This is a genomic window from Marinovum sp. 2_MG-2023 (genome assembly GCF_030548265.1).
Lineage (GTDB): Bacteria > Pseudomonadota > Alphaproteobacteria > Rhodobacterales > Rhodobacteraceae > Marinovum.
Genome location: NZ_JAUOSD010000001.1, coordinates 53,990 through 76,555 on the forward strand (window position 1 = coordinate 53,990; position 22,566 = coordinate 76,555).

The 22,566-nt window shown below is 59.3% G+C and carries 22 protein-coding genes; 14 read left to right on the plus strand and 8 right to left on the minus strand.

What is annotated here, in order from left to right; all coding sequences use genetic code 11:
- Positions 1 to 75: 75 nt before the first annotated feature.
- On the plus strand, positions 76 to 1,761 hold the full coding sequence (locus Q4577_RS00270) for a tetratricopeptide repeat protein (RefSeq protein WP_303467336.1): 1,686 nt from the start codon (positions 76 to 78) through the stop codon (positions 1,759 to 1,761).
- Positions 1,748 to 2,554: a 4-(cytidine 5'-diphospho)-2-C-methyl-D-erythritol kinase gene (locus Q4577_RS00275; RefSeq protein ID WP_303467334.1), complete on the plus strand. Its 807-nt coding sequence runs from the start codon at positions 1,748 to 1,750 to the stop codon at positions 2,552 to 2,554. Before Q4577_RS00270 ends, Q4577_RS00275 begins: the two co-directional genes overlap by 14 nt.
- Positions 2,555 to 2,613: 59 nt before the next feature.
- On the opposite strand, the gene Q4577_RS00280 is transcribed toward Q4577_RS00275, so the two are convergent.
- Complete coding sequence (locus tag Q4577_RS00280) at positions 2,614 to 3,612, minus strand: polyprenyl synthetase family protein (RefSeq protein WP_303467332.1); 999 nt, start codon at positions 3,610 to 3,612, stop codon at positions 2,614 to 2,616.
- Positions 3,613 to 3,667: 55 nt separating this feature from the next.
- Between Q4577_RS00280 and Q4577_RS00285 the strand changes: the two genes are divergently transcribed.
- The 3 genes from Q4577_RS00285 to Q4577_RS00295 all read left to right on the plus strand — a co-directional run bounded on the left by Q4577_RS00285 (position 3,668) and on the right by Q4577_RS00295 (position 4,920).
- Positions 3,668 to 3,883, plus strand: coding sequence for a DUF2007 domain-containing protein (locus Q4577_RS00285; RefSeq protein WP_244685618.1), 216 nt, complete (start codon positions 3,668 to 3,670; stop codon positions 3,881 to 3,883).
- The gene (locus tag Q4577_RS00290) at positions 3,855 to 4,655 is read left to right on the plus strand and encodes a tRNA1(Val) (adenine(37)-N6)-methyltransferase (protein ID WP_303467330.1); all 801 of its coding nucleotides are present in this window, start codon (positions 3,855 to 3,857) and stop codon (positions 4,653 to 4,655) included. The genes Q4577_RS00285 and Q4577_RS00290 overlap by 29 nt, the downstream gene beginning before the upstream one ends.
- 91 nt (positions 4,656 to 4,746) lie before the next feature.
- Positions 4,747 to 4,920 carry a YdcH family protein gene (locus Q4577_RS00295; protein ID WP_244685621.1) on the plus strand — a complete coding sequence of 58 codons (174 nt, stop codon included), beginning with the start codon at positions 4,747 to 4,749 and terminating at the stop codon, positions 4,918 to 4,920.
- A 328-nt stretch (positions 4,921 to 5,248) separates the two neighbouring features.
- On the opposite strand, the gene phbB is transcribed toward Q4577_RS00295, so the two are convergent.
- The 3 genes from phbB to Q4577_RS00310 all read right to left on the minus strand — a co-directional run bounded on the left by phbB (position 5,249) and on the right by Q4577_RS00310 (position 8,333).
- Positions 5,249 to 5,971 (minus strand): acetoacetyl-CoA reductase, encoded by a 723-nt coding sequence (phbB, locus tag Q4577_RS00300; RefSeq protein WP_244685623.1) that lies wholly within the window; start codon positions 5,969 to 5,971, stop codon positions 5,249 to 5,251.
- A gap of 173 nt (positions 5,972 to 6,144) precedes the next feature.
- Entirely contained in the window at positions 6,145 to 7,320 is a 1,176-nt protein-coding gene (locus Q4577_RS00305; protein WP_303467328.1) for an acetyl-CoA C-acetyltransferase, read from the minus strand.
- Between the two features lie 182 nt (positions 7,321 to 7,502).
- Positions 7,503 to 8,333, minus strand: a complete 831-nt coding sequence (locus tag Q4577_RS00310; RefSeq protein ID WP_244685625.1) for an EAL domain-containing protein — start codon at positions 8,331 to 8,333, stop codon at positions 7,503 to 7,505.
- A gap of 101 nt (positions 8,334 to 8,434) precedes the next feature.
- Here Q4577_RS00310 and Q4577_RS00315 point away from each other — a divergent pair, with 101 nt between their 5' ends.
- The 6 genes from Q4577_RS00315 (at position 8,435) to Q4577_RS00340 (ending at position 14,463) form a co-directional block, all read left to right on the plus strand.
- On the plus strand, positions 8,435 to 9,028 hold the full coding sequence (locus tag Q4577_RS00315; RefSeq protein ID WP_303467325.1) for a DNA-3-methyladenine glycosylase I: 594 nt from the start codon (positions 8,435 to 8,437) through the stop codon (positions 9,026 to 9,028).
- Positions 9,029 to 9,266: 238 nt separating this feature from the next.
- Positions 9,267 to 9,887, plus strand: a complete 621-nt coding sequence (gene rpsD / locus Q4577_RS00320; protein WP_244685630.1) for a 30S ribosomal protein S4 — start codon at positions 9,267 to 9,269, stop codon at positions 9,885 to 9,887.
- An 89-nt stretch (positions 9,888 to 9,976) separates the two neighbouring features.
- On the plus strand, positions 9,977 to 11,398 hold the full coding sequence (locus tag Q4577_RS00325) for a homospermidine synthase (RefSeq protein WP_303467323.1): 1,422 nt from the start codon (positions 9,977 to 9,979) through the stop codon (positions 11,396 to 11,398).
- Between the two features lie 262 nt (positions 11,399 to 11,660).
- A complete protein-coding gene (hisC, locus tag Q4577_RS00330) occupies positions 11,661 to 12,746 on the plus strand; it encodes a histidinol-phosphate transaminase (RefSeq protein ID WP_303467321.1) in 1,086 nt (361 codons plus the stop codon).
- On the plus strand, positions 12,743 to 13,666 hold the full coding sequence (locus tag Q4577_RS00335) for a prephenate/arogenate dehydrogenase family protein (RefSeq protein WP_303467319.1): 924 nt from the start codon (positions 12,743 to 12,745) through the stop codon (positions 13,664 to 13,666). Before hisC ends, Q4577_RS00335 begins: the two co-directional genes overlap by 4 nt.
- A gap of 29 nt (positions 13,667 to 13,695) precedes the next feature.
- Positions 13,696 to 14,463 carry an extensin family protein gene (locus Q4577_RS00340; protein WP_303467318.1) on the plus strand — a complete coding sequence of 256 codons (768 nt, stop codon included), beginning with the start codon at positions 13,696 to 13,698 and terminating at the stop codon, positions 14,461 to 14,463.
- Positions 14,464 to 14,467: 4 nt separating this feature from the next.
- On the opposite strand, the gene Q4577_RS00345 is transcribed toward Q4577_RS00340, so the two are convergent.
- The 4 genes from Q4577_RS00345 to Q4577_RS00360 form a co-directional block, all read right to left on the minus strand.
- A complete protein-coding gene (locus Q4577_RS00345) occupies positions 14,468 to 15,541 on the minus strand; it encodes a hypothetical protein (RefSeq protein WP_303467316.1) in 1,074 nt (357 codons plus the stop codon).
- A gap of 142 nt (positions 15,542 to 15,683) precedes the next feature.
- Positions 15,684 to 16,604 (minus strand): manganese-dependent inorganic pyrophosphatase, encoded by a 921-nt coding sequence (locus tag Q4577_RS00350; protein ID WP_244685640.1) that lies wholly within the window; start codon positions 16,602 to 16,604, stop codon positions 15,684 to 15,686.
- A gap of 245 nt (positions 16,605 to 16,849) precedes the next feature.
- The gene (locus Q4577_RS00355) at positions 16,850 to 17,647 is read right to left on the minus strand and encodes an SseB family protein (RefSeq protein WP_303467313.1); all 798 of its coding nucleotides are present in this window, start codon (positions 17,645 to 17,647) and stop codon (positions 16,850 to 16,852) included.
- The gene (locus tag Q4577_RS00360; RefSeq protein ID WP_303467487.1) at positions 17,644 to 18,228 is read right to left on the minus strand and encodes a uracil-DNA glycosylase family protein; all 585 of its coding nucleotides are present in this window, start codon (positions 18,226 to 18,228) and stop codon (positions 17,644 to 17,646) included. The genes Q4577_RS00355 and Q4577_RS00360 overlap by 4 nt, the downstream gene beginning before the upstream one ends.
- 227 nt (positions 18,229 to 18,455) lie before the next feature.
- Between Q4577_RS00360 and Q4577_RS00365 the strand changes: the two genes are divergently transcribed.
- From Q4577_RS00365 to Q4577_RS00375, 3 genes are all read left to right on the plus strand, one after another.
- Complete coding sequence (locus tag Q4577_RS00365) at positions 18,456 to 19,739, plus strand: Na+/H+ antiporter NhaA (RefSeq protein WP_303467312.1); 1,284 nt, start codon at positions 18,456 to 18,458, stop codon at positions 19,737 to 19,739.
- A gap of 217 nt (positions 19,740 to 19,956) precedes the next feature.
- Positions 19,957 to 20,616, plus strand: a complete 660-nt coding sequence (locus tag Q4577_RS00370) for an ABC transporter ATP-binding protein (RefSeq protein WP_244685647.1) — start codon at positions 19,957 to 19,959, stop codon at positions 20,614 to 20,616.
- A complete protein-coding gene (locus Q4577_RS00375; protein WP_303467309.1) occupies positions 20,594 to 22,465 on the plus strand; it encodes a capsule biosynthesis protein in 1,872 nt (623 codons plus the stop codon). Before Q4577_RS00370 ends, Q4577_RS00375 begins: the two co-directional genes overlap by 23 nt.
- Positions 22,466 to 22,566: the final 101 nt, after the last annotated feature.

The window sequence follows — 22,566 nt, forward strand, 5'->3', positions numbered from 1 at the left end:
CACAGCACTAGGCTTCGTTCCTGAGCAGCAAGGGAGTGGCGTGTGCCCAAATCTAGAATTTCATGGATTATCGCAGTGGGACTTGCCCTGGCGGGGGGTGTTTCGGCTTCGGCGGCCACTTTGTCCGGATCATATTTGGCGGCGCGGCAGGCAGGGTATCATACCGATTTCCGGGCAGCGGCGAAGTATTACGAACTTGCATTGCAACACGATGGCGAAAACCCCGGTTTGATCGAGGCCGCCGCCGCATCGCGTCTCTCGCTGGGTGAGATCGGACGCGCGCGTGATCTGGCGCTGAAACTTGAACAGATGGGCCAGAGATCGCAGCTTGCGCATATGGCGCTGATCGGGGGCCACGCAAAAGAAGGCCGTTATGGCGATATTGTTGCGATGGTGGACGCTGATCGCGGCATTGGGCCGCTGATCGACGGGCTGTTGGTGGCCTGGGCGAAATTGGGTGATGGTGACATGACCTCGGCCCTGGTCGAATTCGACCGGGTGTCCGGGCAAAAGGGCCTGAAGGGATTTGCGCTTTATCACAAGGCGCTTGCATTGGCCTCGGTCGGTGATTTCGAAGGGGCCTATGGTCTGATGACCGCCGATGGTGGCGGCGCGGCCCTGATGACCCGGCGCGGCATCGTCGCACGCGTGCAGGTCATGAGCCAGCTTGGCATGAACCAGGAGGCGGCGGCGTTGCTGGACAGCAGCTTCAACGCGCGGCTTGATCCCGGCCTGCGCGCGCTGCGCGACATGCTTGCTTCGGATACGGTTGTGCCCTTTACCACTGTGGCTGGCCCGCGCGATGGTATGGCAGAGGTGTTTTACACCATTGCCGGCGCGCTGGATGGCGAGGCGGGCGATGATTACACCCTGCTTTACGCAAGGATCGCGCAATATTTGCGCCCCGATCACGTTGATTCGATCCTGCTGGCGGCGCAGTTGCTGGAAGATATGCAGCGTTACGAACTGGCGGTCGAAACCTATGCCATGGTGCCCGCAGACGACCCGGCATATCATGCCTCGGTTCTGGGGCAGGCGGATGCCCATCGCGCTTCGGGACAGATCGGTGCGGCGATTGCCGCGCTCGAGGCTCTGGCCGAAACCCATGGCGAATTGCCAATTGTGCATGTGTCGCTGGGCGATCTTTACCGGGGGGAGGGGGATTATGCCTCTGCCGTGACCGCATATGATCGCGCCGTGGCGCTGTATGACACCCCGGAAAAGGCCCAGTGGTTCGTGTTCTTTGCCCGTGGCATCACCAATGAGCGGCTGGATCAATGGTCCGCTGCCGAGGCCGATTTCCGCAAAGCGCTGGAGCTGAGCCCGGATCAGCCGCAGGTGTTGAATTACCTCGGGTATTCGTTGGTTGAACAACGCCAGAAACTGGACGAAGCGCTGGAAATGATCGAACGGGCCGTCGATGCGCGGCCCAATTCCGGCTATATCGTCGATAGCCTGGGCTGGGTGCTGTATCGGCTGGGGCGTTACGACGAAGCGGTGATGCATATGGAACGCGCGGCAGAGTTGATGCCGGTTGATCCCGTGGTCAATGACCATTTGGGGGATGTGTATTGGGCGGTGGGTCGCGCGCTTGAGGCGCGGTTCCAATGGCATCGCGCGCTGAGTTTTGTGGATCTGGAAGATCCAAACAACGAGGCCGACCCAGAGCGTATTCGCCGCAAGCTGGAAGTCGGCCTTGATGCCGTCCTGACGGAAGAGGGCGCGCCGCCCCTGCGGGTGGTGGAGAATGGCGCAGACTGAGGTTTTTGCCCCGGCCAAGATCAATCTGACCCTGCATGTCACGGGGCGGCGGTCGGATGGTTATCATCTGCTGGATTCGCTGGTGATGTTCGCAGAGGTGGGCGATGTGGTACGGGTTGCCCCGGCCGCTGAAATGTCGCTGCGGGTGACCGGGCCGATGGCAACGGGTGTGCCAGAGAATTCGGGCAATCTTTGCTGGCGCGCGGCAGAGGCCTTTGGCGAACCGGTCGCAATCGAGTTGGAAAAGCACCTGCCAGCTGCCGCCGGGATCGGCGGTGGGTCATCCGACGCGGCAGCGGTGTTGCGTGCGATGGAGCGGCTGTTTGGTCGGGCTTTCCACGGCGATCCCTTGGCGCTGGGCGCGGATGTGCCGGTGTGTCTTTTGGCGCGGGCGGCGCGGATGTCCGGCATTGGCGAAATTGTTCAACCTGTCCGCTGCGATGCGGTGCAGACGGTGTTGGTCAACCCGCGCGTTGCGGTATCGACGCCAGAGATCTTTCGCCGTCTGACAACCAGAGACAACCCGCCGATGGAGCCAGAGCTCGCGACCATGGATTTGCCGTGGTTGAAACAACAGCGCAACGACTTGCAACCACCTGCGCAGGCCTTGCAACCAGTGATTGGCGAGGTTCTGGTAGCATTGCGTGATGTCGGCGCGGGATTGGCGCGGATGTCCGGGTCTGGCGCAACCTGTTTCGGGGTGTTCGAAACACGGGCAGAGGCCGAAACCGCGGCACAGCGGCTGGCGGCATTACACCCCGGCTGGTGGGTGGCCGCGACGAAACTGGCGTGATGCGCCAAAGGGTTCGGGAACACGTCTGCCAATTCCGCTGACGGAACTGGCAGGCAGCCTCAGGTCACCCGTGCCACCACATAATTTGCCAAATCGTCCAGCATGCCGCGGATCGGGTGATCCGGCAGGCGGGTCAAGGCCGTGCGTGCCTTGTCTGCCCAGGCCAGGGCATCCTGCCGGGCCGCGTCCAGCGTGCCATGTTTGTTCAGCAGCGCCAAAGCCTGTTCCAGATCACCGTCGCCTTGTTGGCCTTTTTCAATTGTGCGCTTCCAGAAGGCCCGTTCCTCTGCGTCGGCACAGGCCACCGCCTTGATCACCGGCAGGGTCAGCTTGCGTTCGCGGAAATCGTCGCCGATGTTCTTGCCCGTCGCCTCTGACCCCCAGTAATCCAACAGGTCATCCACCATCTGAAATGCGATCCCCAGCGCATCGCCATAGTCAAACAGCGCCTGCACTTCTTCTTCGGGCCGCTCGGCGATGACACCGCCAACCTCGGTCGCGGCTGAAAACAGCGCCGCCGTCTTGCCGCGGATCACCTGAAGATACAGGTCTTCGTCAGTCGCCAGATTCTGGGCCGCAGACAGTTGCAGGACCTCGCCCTCGGCAATCGTTGCCGCAGCGTTGGACAGGATGTCGAGCACGCGCAGATTGCCGGGTTCCACCATCATCTGAAATGCCCGTGCGAACAAATAATCGCCAACCAGGACGCTGGATTTATTGTCCCACAGCAGATTGGCGGTCGGCCGCCCCCGTCGTTGGGCGCTTTCGTCGACCACGTCATCATGCAGCAGCGTCGCGGTGTGAATGAATTCCACCGTTGCGGCCAGCTTCACATGATCCTCGCCGTCATAGCCGCACATCCGGGCGCAGGCCAAGGTCAGCATCGGACGCAGCCGCTTGCCGCCTGCATCGACCAGATGCGCGGTCACTTCCGGGATGCGCGGCGCATGTTTTGACGCCATCCGCAGACGGATCAGATCGCCAACAGCCGCCAGATCCTCGGCCAGCGCTTCGGCCATCCGTTCATGGGGTTTTTGCATCGCGTTGTCCAAGCTCATCACACTCCTGTCACAAGGCTCGACTTTACCGTCACCTTGGCCTTACATCCCCAGCATGGAAGAGCTGCTGCGTACCAACGATATCACCGTCATCGCCTATGCCACCGCCCTGTTGCAGGACGAGGGTATAGAATGGTTTGAATTAGACGTAAATATGAGCGTGCTGGAAGGGTCAATCGGCATCCTGCCCCGGCGGCTTATGGTGCGGCGCGACGCATTGGCGCGGGCCCGGGTGTTGATGCATGAACACGACATTCGGCTGGATGGATAAAACCAGCGACAATGCCTTTTTGGGCGGTCGGCTGCAAATTCTGCAACCCCGTTCCGGCTATCGTGCGGGAATCGATCCTGTTCTGCTGGCGGCGTCGGTTCCGGCAAAAGCCGGGCAATCGGTGCTGGAACTTGGCTGTGGGGTCGGCACGGCGCTGCTGTGTCTGGCGGCGCGCGTGCCGGATCTGTCGTTGACGGCGGTGGAGCTACAGCCGGAATATGCCGCTTTGGCGCGGGAAAACGCGGCGCGCAATCAGATTGCGATGGCGGTGACCTGTGCGGATCTGGATGACCTTCCGGCGCCGGTCAAGGGGCAATCTTTCGACCATGTCATTGCCAATCCACCATTTTTTCTGCGCGGGCCTGCGACCGGCGGCGGCGATCCTGCCCAGGAAACCGGGCGTGAGACCGGACGGGGGGAGGGGCTGGCGCTGTCGCGATGGGTCGAAGTTGCGGCAAAACGTCTGGCGCCCGGTGGTTGCGCGACCTTCATTCAGCGGGCCGAACGTCTGCCAGATCTGATGAGCGCCTGCGAGGGGCGGCTGGGTTCGCTGGAAGTGCTGCCGCTTGCGCCGCGTGCGGGGCGTGCCGCGCGGCTTGTGCTGTTGCGGGGGCGGAAGTCCGGGCGCGCGGCCTTTCGTCTTCATGCGCCGCTGGTTTTGCATCAGGGCGCCGCACATATCCGGGACGGCGATGATTACTGTGAACTGATCTCGGATGTGCTGCGAAATGGGGCGGCTTTGCCCTTTGGCGGCTCAGGCTCAGGGCCGTAAGCGGGGATTTACCGTTTTTCGCGCTTGCAGCGTGACAGAATTGTAAAAGTGTGGTGCACTGCATTTGCACATGTACCAAAAGGAGAGCCTCATGAGCCTGAGTTCGCACCTGCAGGAACTGAAGAAGAAACACCAAGTACTTTCGGAACAAGTGGAACAGGTGCAGCGCGCACCGGGCACGGATGACCTGCATATCGCGGACCTGAAAAAACAGAAGATGCGACTGAAAGAAGAGATTGTGCGACTCTCGGAAGAAACGGTCTAGCCCTTCTGTCCCGGCGGCGCGGGATGACGTGCCGCCAATTTTGGGTCCTCGGCGCGATATGGCGAAACGGATGCTTCAATTCGGATCTTTCGACGTCGCGCCCTATCATTGAATATCAATCCTGGGGCGGTTTTCCGCCCCTTTTTGCGGCCTTGACCCAGTGATGCGGTAGGGCAACCGGACCGCAGGTTCACGCGACGCGGTTTCCAGTTGCGGAAAGCCCAGCAAGAAAAATCAGTAAAAAATGCCGTAAAAAAAGGGCCAGCCAAGATGGCCAGCCCTTGATTGTGTCGTCGTGCCGTGGCCGAAGCATCAGCACCCTGCGGCGTCAGCCAAAGAATTGCGCGCCATTGGCGGAAATGGTCGAGCCGTTGATGAAACCCGAATCTTCGGAGGCAAGGAAAGCCACGCAGCGGGCAATTTCTTCGGGCTCGCCCAGACGACCGGCCGGGATCTGGCCGATAATCGCTTCGCGCACTTTTTCTGGCACCGCCATGACCATTTCGGTGGCAATATAGCCGGGGCAGATGGCGTTGGCGGTGATGCCGGCGCGGGCGCCTTCCTGGGCCAGAGACCGGACAATGCCGATGTCGCCAGCTTTGGTTGCGGCATAATTGACCTGGGCGAATTGACCCTTTTGACCATTGATCGAAGAGATCACGATCACGCGGCCAAATTTACGCTCGCGCATGCCGGGCCAGATCGGGTGAACGGTGTTGAACACCCCGGTCAGGTTGGTGTCGATCACCTGTTGCCATTGTTCCGGCGTCATTTTGTGGAACGGTGCATCGCGGGTGATGCCGGCGTTGGCGACCACGGTGTCGATCGGGCCAATGTCGGATTCGACCTGGGCGATGCCGGCCTTGCTGTCTTCATAGCTGGCGACGTTCCATTTGTAGGTCTTGATGCCAGTTTCCGCAGTAAAGGCCGCAGCGGCCTCATCATTGCCGGCATAGGTGGCGGCAACTTCGTAGCCCTCGGCCTTCAACGCCTTTGAAATTGATGCGCCAATGCCGCGCGATCCCCCAGTGACGAGTGCAACTCTTGCCATGATCTTCCTCCAGTCTAGCAATGTATTCGGTAATCCTGTTACCGGTTTGATCGTGATTGCGCAACTTTATTGCGCTTAATTGCGGGCCATTCGTCAAATTCTGTCGCTGGCCGCCAAAATGTTCAAAAAAAAGGGGCGCAATTATGCGCCCCTGGTATGGCTTTTGCCGACGCTTATGGCCGCTCCACACAGAGCGCCACGCCCATGCCGCCGCCGATGCACAGCGTGGCCAGACCTTTTTTCGCGCCGCGCCGCTGCATTTCGAACAGCAGGGTGTTCAAAACCCGCGCCCCGGAGGCCCCGATCGGGTGGCCGATCGCGATTGCGCCGCCGTTGACGTTGACGATGGCCGGATCCCAGCCCATGTCCTTGTTCACGGCACAGGCCTGTGCGGCAAAGGCTTCGTTGGCTTCGACCAGATCAAGATCGTCAACCGACCAGCCGGCTTTGTCCAAAGCTTTGCGCGAGGCATAGATCGGGCCGACACCCATGATCGACGGGTCCAGACCGGCAGTGGCATAAGAGGCGATGCGCGCCAAAGGCTCGATACCGCGTTTTTCGGCTTCATCCGCGCTCATCAACAGGGCGCCGGCGGCACCGTCGTTGAGACCGGAGGCATTGGCCGCTGTAACCGAACCATCGCGGGTGAAGGCCGGGCGCAGTTTCTGCATGGCTTCGATAGTGGCACCGTGACGGATGTATTCGTCATTTTCGACCACAATGTCGCCCTTGCGTGTCTTGACGGTGAAGGGCACGATTTCGTCGGCGAATTTGCCAGCTTTTTGTGCCGCTTCGGCCTTGTTTTGCGACGCAACGGCGAATTCATCCTGCTGCTCACGGCTGATCTGCCATTTTTCAGCAACGTTTTCAGCTGTTTGGCCCATGTGGTAGCCTTTGAAAGCATCCCAGAGACCATCGCGAATCATGGAATCGATATACTGCATGTCGCCCATTTTCTGGCCCTGACGCAAATTTGCGACATGGGGCGACATCGACATGTTTTCCTGTCCGCCAGCGGCAACAATTGCAGCATCGCCAAGCTGAATGTGCTGAGCGGCCAGCGCAATGGCGCGCAGTCCCGAACCACAAACCTGGTTAATGCTCCAGGCCGCCGATTCGATTGGCAGGCCGGCATTGATATGTGCCTGGCGTGCGGGGTTTTGGCCCTGGCCCGCGGTCAGAACCTGACCCAGAATCGTTTCACTGACATCGGCTTTGTCGATACCGGCACGTTCAACCAATGCTTGTAACATAGTTGCGCCAAGATCATGCGCGGGGGTATTCGCAAAAGAGCCGAGAAAGGACCCAACAGGGGTCCGCGCAGCCGAGGCGATAACGACATTGGTCATGGTTTCTTCCTTCACCAGTTTTGGCGCAGGATCATATCAGGGCATATGAAAAGAGCCCTGACATCCCCCGCCGCTCGGATAGATTCCATAACGTAAAGGCTGATTTGCGGCAACAGGCGGATGCCCAGGATTGCGAGGAAACAGCCCCGCAGAACACCTAAGCCTGTAAATGCCGCAGATCATCAGGCGCTGGCCTTTTGCTGGCGTTCCTCCCGCCAGGGTGGGGTCACAGTGGGGGCGCCAAAGAAATACCCCTGAAGGCAATCCACCCCCATACTGGTCAGGACCTCGACATCCTCTGCCTTTTCGACGTTTTCGGCCACGGTGAACATGTCGAATTGCTGGGCAATGGACAGGATGGCCTTTGCCAGGACCTGATTGTCGGGGTCGGCATGAATATTGCGGATGAACTGGCCGTCGATCTTCAGAATGTCGAACTGAAATTGTTTGAAGTGACGCAATGCGGTGAACCCGGCGCCAAAATCATCCAGGGCAAAGGCGATTCCCTTTTTCTGCAGGTCCGACATGAAGCCAATCACGATTTCCGGCACCATCATCGCCGAGCTTTCGGTGATTTCCAGAATAAGCCGCTCGCCCACCGTGGGATCGGCCCGCAGCCCGTGATCCAGCGTGCGCATCCAGCGGCGATACCCGATCGACCGCGCCGACATATTGATCGCCAGCCGCAGGGACGGGGTGCGCGACAGTTCCAGCAACCCCTTTTCCAATGCCAGACAATCAATCATCCGGCCAATTTCGGTTTCCTCGATGGCGGAAATGAATTCCCGTGCGGGGATCACCCGTCCGGTTTCGTCCAGAACGCGGATCAACCCCTCGTAAAATGCCATCCGGTCCGGGCGGCGGGCCTGAACCACCGGTTGAAAGGCCAACATGACCTGTTTGTGCTTTACAGCCGCTTCTACCATGTCGAGAACATTCTGATCGCGCAGCATCAAAGCTTCGGCGAGAACGTTTTTCTTTTGCGCCTTATTCTGCGGCGGCCTTTGCGCCATCTTTCAACCCTCCGTTGCGGACCGGGGCAAATGTGCGCGACAAGGTCTAAACATGTGTTTAAAATCTGGCGGAATTCGTGAAATAGAAAGGCGGGCTGACGATGGATGGCAAGCGCTGTGATTGGGTCGGGACCGCGCCGATATATCTGGACTATCACGACACCGAATGGGGCGTGCCGGAATGGGACGCGCGTGCGCTGTGGGAAAAGCTGATCCTTGATGGATTTCAGGCCGGGTTAAGCTGGATCACCATCCTGAAAAAGCGCGACGCCTTTCGCGAGGCCTTTGCCGGGTTCGACCCAGAGGTGATTGCCAGTTGGGGAGAGGCGGATGTGACCCGATTGCTGGCCAATCCGGGGATTGTGCGCCACCGGGGCAAGATGGAAGCAACCATTGGCAATGCCCGCGCCTATTGTGAGTTGAACGAAGGATTCGACAGTTTCCTGTGGCGGTATGTCGATGGTGTGCCGCTGCAAAATAGATATGTGTCACAGGCCGATGTGCCACCTTCGACGCCGCTTTCGACCCGGGTGTCGCGGGATCTCAAAAAAGCCGGGTTCCGGTTCTGCGGCCCGACAATTGTGTACGCTTTTATGGAGGCCTGCGGTCTGGTGAATGATCATCTGGTGGATTGTCCGCGCCACGGCGCATGTGCCGCACTGGCATCGCGGCAGAATCCTGATGCTTCGTGTTGACAGCGCGCAAAGCCGGTCGTATATGCGCCACTTCGTTGGTGTTGGTGGCTCCCGCAAGGGAATGCCTGTCGAGGCCCGGGGGCAAGACCCTTGGCTTAGAGGACAACGCCCTTTATCGCAGCGGCCTGACCAAGGCTGGCGCTCACAAGAACGGTCAACAGGCGCCTGCGTCAATGACCCGAAAAGTGGGAACCGGTTTTCGGATAGGTTGTTGAGCCTGAAATAAAGGAGATCAGCCGTGACAAAACGCACGTCTGCCAAGTACAAAATTGACCGTCGTATGGGCGAAAACATCTGGGGCCGTCCGAAATCCCCGGTGAACCGTCGTGAATACGGCCCCGGCCAGCACGGTCAGCGCCGCAAGGGCAAGCTGTCGGACTTTGGTCTGCAGCTGCGCGCCAAGCAGAAGCTGAAAGGCTACTACGGCGACCTGACGGAAAAGCAATTCCGCCGCATCTACAAAGAAGCTGAGCGGGTCAAGGGCGACACCGGTGAGAACCTGATTGGTCTGCTGGAACGCCGTTTGGACGCGGTCGTTTATCGCGCCAAATTCGTGGCGACCATCTTTGCCGCACGTCAGTTCGTGAACCACGGCCACGTGACCGTGAACGGCAAGCGCGTCAACATCCCCTCCTACCGTGTGAAAGAGGGTGACGTGATTGAAGTGCGTGACAAGTCCAAGCAGATGGCCGCGATCCTCGAAGCGACCCAACTGTCCGAGCGTGATGTGCCTGATTATATCGACGCCGATCACTCCAAACTGACTGCGACGTTCACCCGCACTCCCGGTCTTGGCGATGTGCCATACGCCGTGGTGATGGAACCGAACCTCGTCATCGAATATTACGCGCAGAACTAAGACTTTCTGCCCGACATGTTCCGAAAGGCCGCGCTGCTTGCGCGGCCTTTTGTGTTTTCCCCCCTCGACCCCATCAATCGGAGAGCCCAATGTCGCAAGATTATCCCATTTATGGCCGCATCGAAGGCCCCATCGTGATGATCGGCTTTGGCTCGATCGGCAAAGGCACCTGGCCATTGATCGAACGGCATTTCGAATATGATGCGGATCAATTTGTAGTGGTGGAACCTGACAAGGCGCAGCACAATTTCTTGCGCCAGCACAAGCTGAATTATGTCGACACCGCGCTGACCCCGGAAAACTACCGCGAGGTGCTGAGCGGGTTGTTTCCCGAAGGCCGCGGTTTCTGTGTCAACCTCAGCGTCGATACCTCGTCTCTGGATATCATGAAATTCTGTCGTGAAATCGGGGTGTTGTACATCGATACCGTGGTGGAACCATGGGCCGGGTTCTATTTCGACACCGAAAATAACGCCGACCGCACCAATTACGCCCTGCGTCAGAAGGTGCGCGATGAAAAGGCCGCCAATCCCGGTGGAACAACGGCGGTGTCCTGCTGTGGGGCCAACCCCGGCATGGTCAGCTGGTTCGTGAAAGAGGCGCTGTTGACGCTGGCCAAGGATACAGGCCGCGAAGTTGAAACACCGCAGGACCGCGACAGTTGGGCCCGTTTGATGCAATCGCTTGGCGTCAAAGGTGTGCATATCGCCGAACGCGACACCCAGGCACGGCGCACGCCCCGCCCGCGCAACGTCTTCGTCAACACCTGGTCGGTCGAAGGCTTCATTTCCGAAGGGTTTCAACCCGCCGAACTGGGCTGGGGCACGCATGAAACCTGGTTCCCCGAGAACGCACACCGCCAGGACAAGGGCTGTAAATCCGCGATCTGGCTGGAACGCCCGGGCGCCATCACCCGCGTGCACACATGGTGCCCGACGCCGGGACCACAATTCGGCTTTCTCGTGACCCATAACGAAGCTGTGTCGATCAGCGACTACTACACAGTGGGCGCGGGACATGACCCGGAATACCGTCCGACCTGTCACTATGCCTATCACCCCAGTGATGACGCCGTGCTGTCGCTGCACGAAATGTTCGGCGCTGGCAAGCAGCAGCAAGTGCACCATATCCTGACCGAAGATGAGATCGTCGAAGGCATCGACGAACTCGGCGTGCTGCTTTACGGCCACGCGAAAAATGCGCTTTGGTTTGGATCGCGTCTGTCGAACGAAGAAACCCGCGATCTGGCGCCCTATCAGAACGCCACGGGCCTCCAGGTGACATCCGCGGTGCTCGCGGGAATGGTCTGGGCCTTGGAAAACCCCGATGCCGGTATCGTCGAGACGGACGAGATGGACCACGCCCGGTGCCTGGAGGTGCAGCGGCCCTACCTTGGCCCGGTTGAGGCACATTACACGGATTGGACGCCGCTACAGGATCGCTGGGAACATTTCCCCGAAGATATTGACGAAAGCGACCCCTGGCAGTTTCGCAACGTCCTGGCCACATAGGCCCATCTGTTACGCAGATGTCGCCGCGCCTTCGCGCGCCGACAAAACGGGGGCCAGCCCCCGTCGCCTGTGGCGACTCCCCCGGGATATTTTCAAACAGAAGAAGGGCATGGGCGCGTTTCGGGCTTCTTCTGTTCAAAAATATCCCGGGGGTGAGGCTGAAAGCCGAGGGGGCTGGCCCCCTTGTCTGTTTTGCGGCATCAAACCGGCCCTTCCCCCGCCGGGCGGGGCGCATTAAGACGTTCCGGCAAAGGAGCCGCAAATGACGTTATTCACACCACAGCCCGGTATCATGGAAATTGCGCTTTATGAGGGCGGCAAGTCGCGTATTGCCGGGCGGGATGACGTGTTGAAACTGTCGTCGAATGAAAACCCGCTGGGTGTGCCGCCTTCGGCGCAGGCAGCGATTGTGGCGGCTGCGGCTGCGGTGCATGTGTATCCTTCGACCGATCACGCGGAGCTGCGCGAGGCAATTGGGGCGGTGCATGGGCTGGACGCGGAACGTATCCTTTGCGGGGTTGGGTCGGACGAGGTTCTTCAGTTTGTGACCCAGGCGTTTTCCGGCCCCGGCGATGAAATCATTTTTACCGAACACGGGTTTTCGATGTATCCGGTTCTGACCCATATGGCGGGGGCGACGCCCGTTTGTGTTGCCGAAGCGGACAGGGTGGTGGATGTCGACAATATCCTGAACGCTGTTACGGATTGCACGCGCATTGTCTTGTTGACCAATCCGGGAAATCCAACCGGCACGATGTTGAGCGATGAGGAGCTGTTGCGGCTGGCCGATGGTCTTCCGGCACATGTAATCCTGGTGATTGATGCGGCTTACGCCGAATATGCCGGGGGGTATGATGGTGGCGCTGCACTGGCCCGTGAACGACCCAACGTATTGATGACCCGTACCTTTTCAAAGATTTACGGCCTCGGCGGTCTGCGCATTGGCTGGGGCTATGGCCCGCGTGATATCATCGACGTGCTTCGGCGGCTGCGACAGCCGTTCAATCTGTCCGATCTGCAAATGGCGGCTGCGACCGCTGCGGTGCGCGATCAGAAATGGGTCCAGGATTGTGCGGCGTTGAACCGGGATCAACGGGGGCGTTTGTCCGGGGCGTTGCGTCAATTGGGCATCGCTTGTGATGACAGTCAGACAAATTTTGTGCTGGCGCGTTTCGCGGATGAGGACGCGGCGGCGGCTGCGGATGCTGCGCTTCAGGCCGAGGGCATTTTGGTCCGGCGCGTCGCGGGTTACGGGTTTCCAGAGGGGTTGCGCATCACCGTCGGGGACGAGGGGCAAACCGGGCGGGTGATCGACGCATTGCGCCAGTGGTGGGAGGCTGGGCAATGACGCAGATCTATCAGAAGGTCGCGCTGATCGGGTTGGGGCTGATTGCCGGGTCGATGGCGCATGCGATGCGCCGTGGCAATGTGGCGGGCGAAATCAGCGGATTTGCGCGCTCTGAGGCCACCCGCGACACCGCCCGTCGGATTGGGCTTTGCGATATCATCTGTGACAGCGCGGAAGATACGGTTGTGGATGCTGACCTTGTTGTGCTGGCGGTGCCGGTGGGGGCAATGGGCCCGGTGATGCAAAAGATCGCACCACATCTGAAGCCCGGCGCCACGGTGATTGATGTCGGCTCTGTCAAAGGTGCGGTGGTCGATGTCGTGGCCCCACATATCCCGCAGGGCGTGCATTTTGTGCCCACCCACCCGATGGCGGGCACCGAACATTCAGGCCCAGAGGCCGGGTTTGCGACGTTGTATGACAATCGTTGGGTGTTGATCGTGCCGCCCGAAGGCGCGGACCCGGCGGCGGTGGAAAAGGTCGAAGACTACTGGCAGGCGCTGGGGGCGCATTGCGAACGAATGGAAGTCGAGCACCACGATCTGGTTTGTGCGGTCGTCAGCCATATTCCGCACTTGATTGCCTATACCATGGTGGGTGTGGCGGATGACCTCAGCCGGGTCTCTGAAAAAGAGGTGATCAAATTTTCGGCTGCCGGCTTTCGTGACTTTACCCGGATTGCGGCCTCTGACCCGACCATGTGGCGTGATGTTTTCCTGACCAACAAACAAGCCACGCTTGAAATGCTGGGCCGCTTCACAGAAGAGCTTTTTGCCCTCCAGCGCGCAATTCGCACCGGGGATGGCGAAGAATTATTTGACTATTTCACCCGCACCAGGGCCATTCGCCGTGGTATCATCGAAGCCGGGCAAGACACGGATGCGCCAGATTTCGGGCGTGCGAAACAACACGAGGACTAAGGTCGTATGGGGTTGATTTGGGTCTGGTGATGCGGAAAATGTCGGCTGTGCTGGCACTGTTCTTTGCGGTGGCGGCCGCTGCTGAGGTGCCTGAAACCAGCCTCGCGTCGCGTGGTGATCCGATGCCGGCAAGCGGCCCCCCTGCGGGCCAAGACAGTTTTCTGGCGCTTTCTACCATGTCGCCGCAGCGGACCTTGCGACCGAAAATACGCCCTGAATTCCACCCGGATGCCTTGATGCATGATGCGATGGCCGGTCAACGCGATCGCCGCCGTGGCATGCTCTGTGGATTGCCTGGGGTCGAGGGCGAAGAGATCGGCCATTTGTCCGGCCAGATTGCCGGATGTGGCGCACAGAATGCTGTGCGGGTACAGGCGGTATCGGGGGTGACGCTCAGCCAGGGCGCGGTTCTGACCTGCGGTACGGTTGCAGCATTGCAAAACTGGGTTGATGGCGGGCTGCGCAAGGCGGTGGGCCGCATGGGGGGCGGCGTTGCCGGGTTGCGCGTCGCGGCGCATTATTCCTGCCGCACCCGCAACAACCAACCCGGCGCCCCGATCAGCGAACATGGCAAGGCCAAGGCAATTGATATTTCCGAAGTGCGGCTGGTCAACGGTGACACGCTGAATGTGCTGCGCGACTATGGCAAAGGCAAAAAGGGCCGGGTGCTGGCAAAGGCACGCCGTGCCGCCTGTGGCCCGTTCGGCACGGTTCTGGGGCCGGGATCCGATGGGTTTCATCGGGATCATTTCCATTTTGACAGCGCCCGTTGGGGCACAGGGCCGGTGTGCCGCTAAGCGGCTATTTGCGGCCAAACAGGCGCTGCAACCGCGCTCTTGGGGATTGATCCCGCAGCGCCGTCCGTTGCATTTCCGCCAACATGGCCGCGCGCCGATCGCCATCGACCAATGTGATGTCTTCGATGTCTCGCAGGCTGTTGAAACGTGCCTCGGCGTCGGATTTTGACATGCCGCCGCTGTCACCACGAAAATCCACGCCAAAGGTCTCGGCCAGCCAATCGAGGTCGCTGGCACGTGCGCAGGCCATTTCCGCCAGGCCGGGTTTCAACTGCGGCTTGCAATAGCCGGCAACAGTGGCATCCGCAGCCATCACCAATCTCTTGAAACGCTGCGGGCGCGCATCATACCAGCGATGTGGCGCCTGGACCTCCTTGCGGAAATATCCTTGCAACAGCGAAACCGCTTCGGCGCTCAGGGTTTCATTGTCGTGTTCTGCCTGGGCGGTAATGTGATCTGCTGCCACCTCGGGGACAAAGCGGGTGCAGAAGTCCATCACCACATCGCCGCCAATCAATGTCTTGCGGTCAAAGGCCTGGATGCGCATTTCCCCCAGCCCGGAGTTTAGAAAAGGCTCCAACGCGTCGCGGTATCGGCTGGCCGAGATCGGGCGAAAGTTGGGCCGTTTTTTCAGGTCCTGCTGAACCACAGACATCAAATAAGATGCCGGTGACCGCAAATAGGCGACGATTTCGATCCTGTCGGAAATCTGGCGCAGCGTTTGCGTCACATGTGTGATGTCCTCTGGCGACCAGGCGCGAAATTCGATTTCGCTGCTGATGATCACCCTCTGGACCGTGCCCCCGGCCAAGGCGGTTGTGACCCTGTGCCAACTGGACTTTGCCGCCGCCCAAGCGGCCTCTGGGCTGCGGGCAAGTGTCTGCATCTGCACCGGATCATCCGGCAATCGCCCGCTGAGCATCGGCATCAGGATCTGGTGATTGGCGTGTTTGCCTGGATCGGGAAACAGGACCCCCGCCGCCTGCAAGTCCGCGTCACAGCGCAACAAGGCGCGCTGTATCGCTGTTGAACCGGTCTTGTCCTGGCCAAGATGGAATATCACATGCGGTCGGGTCATGCGTATGTCTAGGCGTCTAATGCGCGGTTGGCCAGAGGCGCCTTGCCCCTTGCGGGCCGCATCGCGGTCGGTTTGCCAAAGGCATGAAAAACCCCGGAGCAATCTCTCGCACCGGGGCAATTTCGTCAGATATGTGGATCACTCAGAGCTTCAGGTTCGGAATGATCTGTTTCTTGCGGCTCACCACGCCGGGCAGGACAAGCAGGTCGCTGGTTGCCTCTGCGCCAAAGCTTTTCGATGCCACGGTTTTCACCAGATCATTTGGCACCAGCAGGGTCGATTCTTCGTTCAGGATGTCGACCACAAACAACAAAACCTGATCGACGCCATCTTCTTTCGCCACATCGGTCATCGATGCCATCAGGCTGTCCTTGCGGTCCAGAACGGTCTTGGGTGATGTGGTTTCAAGAACGGAGACACGGAATTTGGTGCCTTCAACGGCATATTCCTTGGAATCCATCCGCAGCAACTCAGCATCGGAAAAAGACGAAACATCCGATTTCGCAGCAAACATTTCGGCCGCATATTCAGGAATGTCGATGCCCAGATCGGCGGCCAGCTTTTCCGCGACGGCCTTGTCGTGATCGGTGGTGGTCGGCGACCGGAATTCCAGCGTGTCGGACAGGATACAGGACAGCATCGCGCCGCGGATCGCCTCTGGCGCTTTGGCAATGTCGTCGCCGATCAGATCGTACATGATGGTGGCGGTGCAGGCCAGCGGGCGGATGGTGATGTCGATCGGGCCCTTGGTTTCAAGGCCACCAACCAGCTTGTGATGGTCGATGATCGCCTGAATGTCGGCGTCATTGATCGACGCAGGCAATTCTGCCGGGTTGTTGGTGTCGACAATCACCACCGGGGTGTCTGCTGCCACGTCGGAAATGATTTCCGGCTTGGCAAGGTTCCAGCGCTCCAAAACAAAGGCCGCCTCGGTGTTCGGCTCGCCCAGCAATTTTGCTTCGGCCGGGGTGCCTTTGATCTCGGTTAGATACCAGGCCCACGTCAGTGGCGCGCCGGTGGAATCGGTGTCGGGGGATTTGTGGCCAAAAACCTGAATGGTCATGTCTGTTATCCTTGGGGGGCTTGAATTTCCCGCGCCTTATAGGCGTCAATGCCTGCGATGTCACGTCGACTGATCCATCTGCGACGATGACACCATTTTGGCATTGTTTCGCGCGGCTCCATCGGCTTCTCTCTGGGTCTTTCATCTGACCAGAAATATCCCGGGGGTCTGGGGGCTGGCCCCCAGCCTGTCGGCGCGCCACGGCGCGACGATGCCATCGACCACAGCTCGTCAATCCGAACCAATTACCGCAGGATCGGCGGGCTGTCAGGGTCACTTCCTGGGGCCGGGCGTTGGGGTGGTTCGACGGGTTGCGGCAAATCAAACCGAAGCCCATGACGGGCCAGCGCCGCTGCCAACGGGTCAGAGGCGGCAAAAAATGCCACGTCCAGCGCCCCGGCTTCGATCCCGGAAAAGGTCAGCGCCTCGTTCACTGCGCTGGCCAGCGCGGATTCTGCGCCGGGCATGGCGTCGATGAAACCCAGCAAATGGCTCTGCGTGCCACCCTCGTATTTGACAGCGGCCAGATAGGCAAAACGCGCCAATCCCATGGCCGTCGCCAATTTGGCATCCAGCGCCCCCAACAGGACCTCCGGCAAACCCACAGGCGGCAAGATTTCTTCCGGTCGGGCCTCGGCCTCGGTTGGTCCTCCGGCCAGGGTCTGGGCCAGCCAATCCACGGCCTCAGGCGGGATCAGAATAGACGAGGGTGCAACCTCGGGGTTGACTGCTAAACCGATGCCCTGACCGGTCAACATGGCGGTGATGGCCCGGCCCGACAACGCAACATAGGGCGAGATCCGCCCGGTGAACTGCGCCAGCCGGTCCTCGCGGTCAAAGACCAGAACAAACCGCGCATCCGCAACGTCGAAAATCTCTGGTTCCACCTGATCGCCATCGGCCTCGGACGTCAGCAACAGGAACATTTCGCTGTCGGCCAGACGTTCGTAAAACCTCAGCCGGGCGGTTTCGTCGTCGGGGGCGGCATCCATCGCCGCATGGGCCAGATCCAGGCCCGTTTTCGGCGCTTCGGCTTCGCTCATCTCAGAACCTCCTGCACCCGGGCCCGCAACGCTGGCAACAGCGTGGCGTCGAACCAGGGATGTTTCTTCAGCCAACCGGTATTGCGCCAGGACGGATGAGGCAAGGCAAAGACCTGCGGGGCGTTGTCGCGCCAGCGCGCCACAGTTTCGGTGACCGGTGCCTTGGTCTTCAAATGCCACTTCTGGGCATAGCCGCCGACCAGCAATGTCAGCGGGAATTCCGGCAGATCCGCCAACAATCGCGCGCGCCAGCTGCGGGCACAGATCGGTGGCGGCGGTAAATCCGCGCCTTTGTCGGTATAGCCCGGAAAGCAGAACGCCATTGGCAGGATCGCAACCTTGTTTGTGTCATAGAAATCCTCCTGCCCCAGCCCCATCCAATCCCGCAGCCGGTCGCCAGAAGGATCGGTAAAGGGCCGACCGCTTTCATGCACCCGCGCGCCGGGGGCCTGACCCGCAATCAGAATGCGGGCCTGTGGTCCATATTGAAACACCGGGCGCGGCTGGTGCGCCGTGGCGGTGGCGGCGAATCTATCGGCACACAGCCGACAGGCGGAAATTTCGGTCAACACATCGCTCATTCCGCCAAATAGCCGGGCCAGCCTGCCAGCGGCAAGGGAAGTCATGATGGCGTGCGGCGGTTTTTTCTGGAAATCCATATGCAGGCCGACATCGGGTTGATGAGCAAAATATCTTGGCGCCCGGTTCCGAGCGCAATTTTGCAGCGCTTGGTGCACCTTTCGTTGCGGGCGATGGGTATTTGCGATAGTTCAGCCCACAATCACAAGGGATAGGGGCCGGGAGAGATATGTATCGCGTCTGGAATTTTCTGACCAATTATTCGCTGCTTTTGATCATGGGGGCGGTGACCGCGCTGATCTGGGCCAACCTCGACAGGTTCGCGCCTGTTGCGGGGGATGCGCATTATTGGGCGAACACGTACCATAATTTTGTTGAATTCGTGATCTGGGATCATGCGCCGATCGGGCATTTGCATGATGGGCATCGCACGCTGACATTGCATTATCTGGTCAATGACCTGTTGATGGCCTTCTTCTTTGCCATCGCGGCCAAGGAAGTCTGGGAAGCGGTGATTCTGAAAAACGGCTCGCTGCGCGGCAAAAAAGCGGCCACACCACTGTTCGCCACTGCGGGCGGCATGTTTGGTCCGATTGCGGTCTATCTTGGCCTTGCAGCGGTGCTGGGGTCGGAAACCTATTCTGCCGTCGCCAATGGTTGGGCCATTCCCACCGCCACCGACATCGCCTTTAGCTATCTGGTGGGGCGCATGGTGTTTGGTGCCGGGCATCCGGCGGTGCGGTTCCTGTTGCTGTTGGCCATTGCCGATGATGCGGCGGGGCTGATCATTCTGGCGATCTTCTACCCCTCTGGCGAGCTGGCTCCTGAATGGCTGCTCTTGTCTCTTGTGGCGGCGGTTGGGGTGTTTGTGCTGGCCAACTGGCTGCCACGCCAATTGGATCGGGGCAATCAGGACCGCCCGGTGTCGACCAAGATGCGCAGGATCTTTTCCTTCTGGCCTTATCTGCTGGCCGGTTGCTTCAGCTGGTATGGCTTCATGATGTCGGGTCTGCACCCGGCCCTGGGGCTCTTGCCCATCGTGCCAACTATTCCCCATGCGGATCGGGCCTTTGGCATCTTCTCCGAAGCGGAACAATATCTGACCGATTTGTTGAACATGATCGAACATGCTTTGAAACATCCGGTCGAGATCATCCTGTTCTTCTTTGGATTGTTGAATGCCGGGGTTGAGTTTTCGTCGATGGGTCCGGCCACCTGGTTGGTTCTTGCCGGGCTGTTGATTGGCAAACCCATCGGGATCTTCTTGTTCGGCTGGTTTGCGGCCAAACCGCTCAAACTGGGTATCCCGGAGGGAATGCGCATTATTGATCTGGTGGTGATTGGCTTTGTCGCAGCCATCGGGTTTACCGTGTCGTTGTTTGTCGCTTCGGTGGCCTTTGATGCAGGCCCGGTTCAGGATGCAGCCAAAATGGGCGCATTGTTCAGTTTCGCGGCGGCAGTGGTGTCAATTGTCGCGGGCAAACTGTTGCGGGTGCAAAAGCAAGACATCTGAATTTGAATTAAAAGTTAATAAAAAGCCGGCGCAAAAGCGTCGGCTTTTTATTTGGGTATTTAAAATTATTCAATAAAATCCGCTGTCAAAAGCCGGGTATCGCGGATGTGATGGAATTTATTGCAATTTCCCGTCATAATATGACCAAATTTGCTGCATAACACAGGGTTAACCAACCTCGGCTACAAGAGGTGAACAGACCCCGAGGCCAGAACACATGCTGGAATTCGACCAAGTAAGTAAGTCCTTCTGGACAGGCAAACAGCGCAAGGTGATCCTTGATCGTGCGTCGTTTCGCGTCGAGCTTGGCGAATCGCTGGGGATCCTGGCCCCCAATGGCACCGGCAAAACGACCCTGATCAAGATGATGGCAGGCCTGGAAAAGCCCGATGAAGGTGAAATAAGACGCACATGCCGGGTGTCGTTCCCGTTGGGGTTCATGGGCGGGGTTGTCGGCAAGCATTCGGCGCATGAAAATGCGCGTTATATCGCCCGGCTTTATGGTCTCGACCCTGATTATGTGGAAGCCTATTGTCGTTGGCTTTGTGGATTGGGGGAGTATTTCGATCAGCCGTTGGGCACCTATTCGTCCGGTATGAAGGCGCGGTTTACTTTTTCGCTGATGTTGGCGTTGGATTTTGACATGTATTTGATTGACGAAGGCATGCCCAATTCCACCGACGCCGATTTCAACAAGAAGGCCGCGACCATCCTCGCAGAGCGGCTGCGTACCACGACCATCATTATCGTATCGCACCAACCGCAGGTGCTGGAAAAATTCGCTCGTAAGGCCGGTGTTCTGTTGAATGGCCAGTTGCATATGTTTGAAACCTTGGAGGAAGCGAAACAGCTCTATGACTATGAAACCCAAGGCTAAGAAATTTAGAGTCCGCCGTGATCGCACCAGTCAACTGGACAATGCCGTTGGCCCCGAGGGCGGTGATGGCACAGCAGATACCGGCACAGCGGATACTGGCGCGGTTGATGCAACGGGCGGCAAAGAAGATTTGTTGAACCAAATCCGATCCTTGCGTGGTGAAGGCCCGGATGCGGACGCAGAAGATCAGGCGAAATCGGCCCCGACAAAAGAACCGGGCACCAGCCCGCGTGTGGTGCGCCAGATTCGCAATGGCGCCACCATTGCCCGTATCGCCAGCGGACGGACCGGCGCATCGGCCCAGGATCAGACCACGGCGCCGGATGCTGCGGGCAAACCTGATGCCGCGGGCAAGAAAGCCGCCCCAAATCCTGCCGCCACCGCGCGTGATGGCGAGGTGTCTTCGGCCGCACAGGTGGCCGGAGAAACCGATATGGAGGCGATCCGCAAAGAAGGTTTGACCGGACGTCAGCTGCGCATGGCGCGGCGTATGGCACAGAAACATAACCTTGCCGTCACCTCGGATTTCGACGCGGTGCGCCAGCTGCGCACACGTGGCATAGATCCGTTCCAGCGCACCAACATGTTGGAATTGGTTGTCCCGGAAACGGACGCCGCCGATGGTCCCAAGGTGCAATTGCCCCAAACGGTGCCGGGCGGGACCAAGAACCTGCCATCGACCGAAACCGCCAGCCCGATGGACCGCCGGATGCGGGAAATCAGCGAAATTCAGCGGGATATTGCCAAACGTCGGCGGCGCAAATCCTTTTTGCTTCTGACGCGGTTGGCCTTCTTTGTCGGGCTGCCGACCCTGCTGTGTGGTTGGTATTACTATAATGTCGCGACGCCGATGTATGCCACCAAGTCGGAATTCCTGATTATTGCCAACGATGGCGGCGGCGGCGGTGTCGGTGGTCTGCTGTCAGGGACGCAATTCGCCACCAATCAGGACGCGATTGCGGTGCAAAGCTATCTGCAATCCAAGGACGCGATGTTGCGGTTGGACCGCGACGTCGGCTTTCGCAGCCATTTCACCCAGGATTGGATCGACCCGATCCAGCGGCTGGACAAGGATCCGTCCAACGAAGAGGCATACAAGCTTTACAAAAAGAACATCGAGATCGGGTATGATCCGACCGAGGGCGTGATCCGCATGGAAATCGCCGCCGCCGATCCGGCGGTCAGCGCGCAATATTCCAGCGCCCTGATCGACTATGCCGAGGAACGGGTCGACAGTCTGTCGCAGCGCAAGCGTGAAGATCAGTTGAAAGGCGCCAAAGAGGCGCTGGACGAGGCCGAGGTCGCGCGCCGCGAGGCCCAGTTGCGCATGGTGGAATTGCAACAGGTGTCCAAGGTTCTCGATCCTGAGGGGCGCATTGCCTCCTTGCGGCAACAGATTACCAATTTGGAAGTGCAGCTTCAGGAACGCGAGTTGCAGTTGCAGGCGCTGCTCGACAATGCCCGGCCCAACCGGGCCAAGGTTGAGGGCGCGCGCGGCGACATCCGCCGCATGAACGGTGCCTTGCAGGCGCTGCAATCCGAAATGACCTCTGCCGCAGAGGGTGAAAATTCCCTGGCGCAGTTGACGGCGGAAATTCAGATGGCGCAGGCCGATCTGGCGACCCGTGATCTGATGCTGCAAGAGGCGCTCGCCTCGCTCAGCCAGACCCGGCGCGAGGCAAATTCGCAGGTGCGGTATCTGCAAACCGCTGTCGAACCGGTGCCCCCCCAAGATCCGAGCTATCCGCGCAAGTTTGAAAACACCATTCTGGCCTTCCTGATCTTTGGCGGAATTTACTTGCTGGTGTCGCTGACCGCGTCGATCCTGCGCGAACAGGTCTCGAGTTGATCGCAAATCGCGGCTGACCCAAGGTTTTGATGAATTGGTGTATGAGGCGATCTTGGAAAAGGTCGCCTCTCTTCATGTCAGGGTAGGGTTAATGGGGCCTG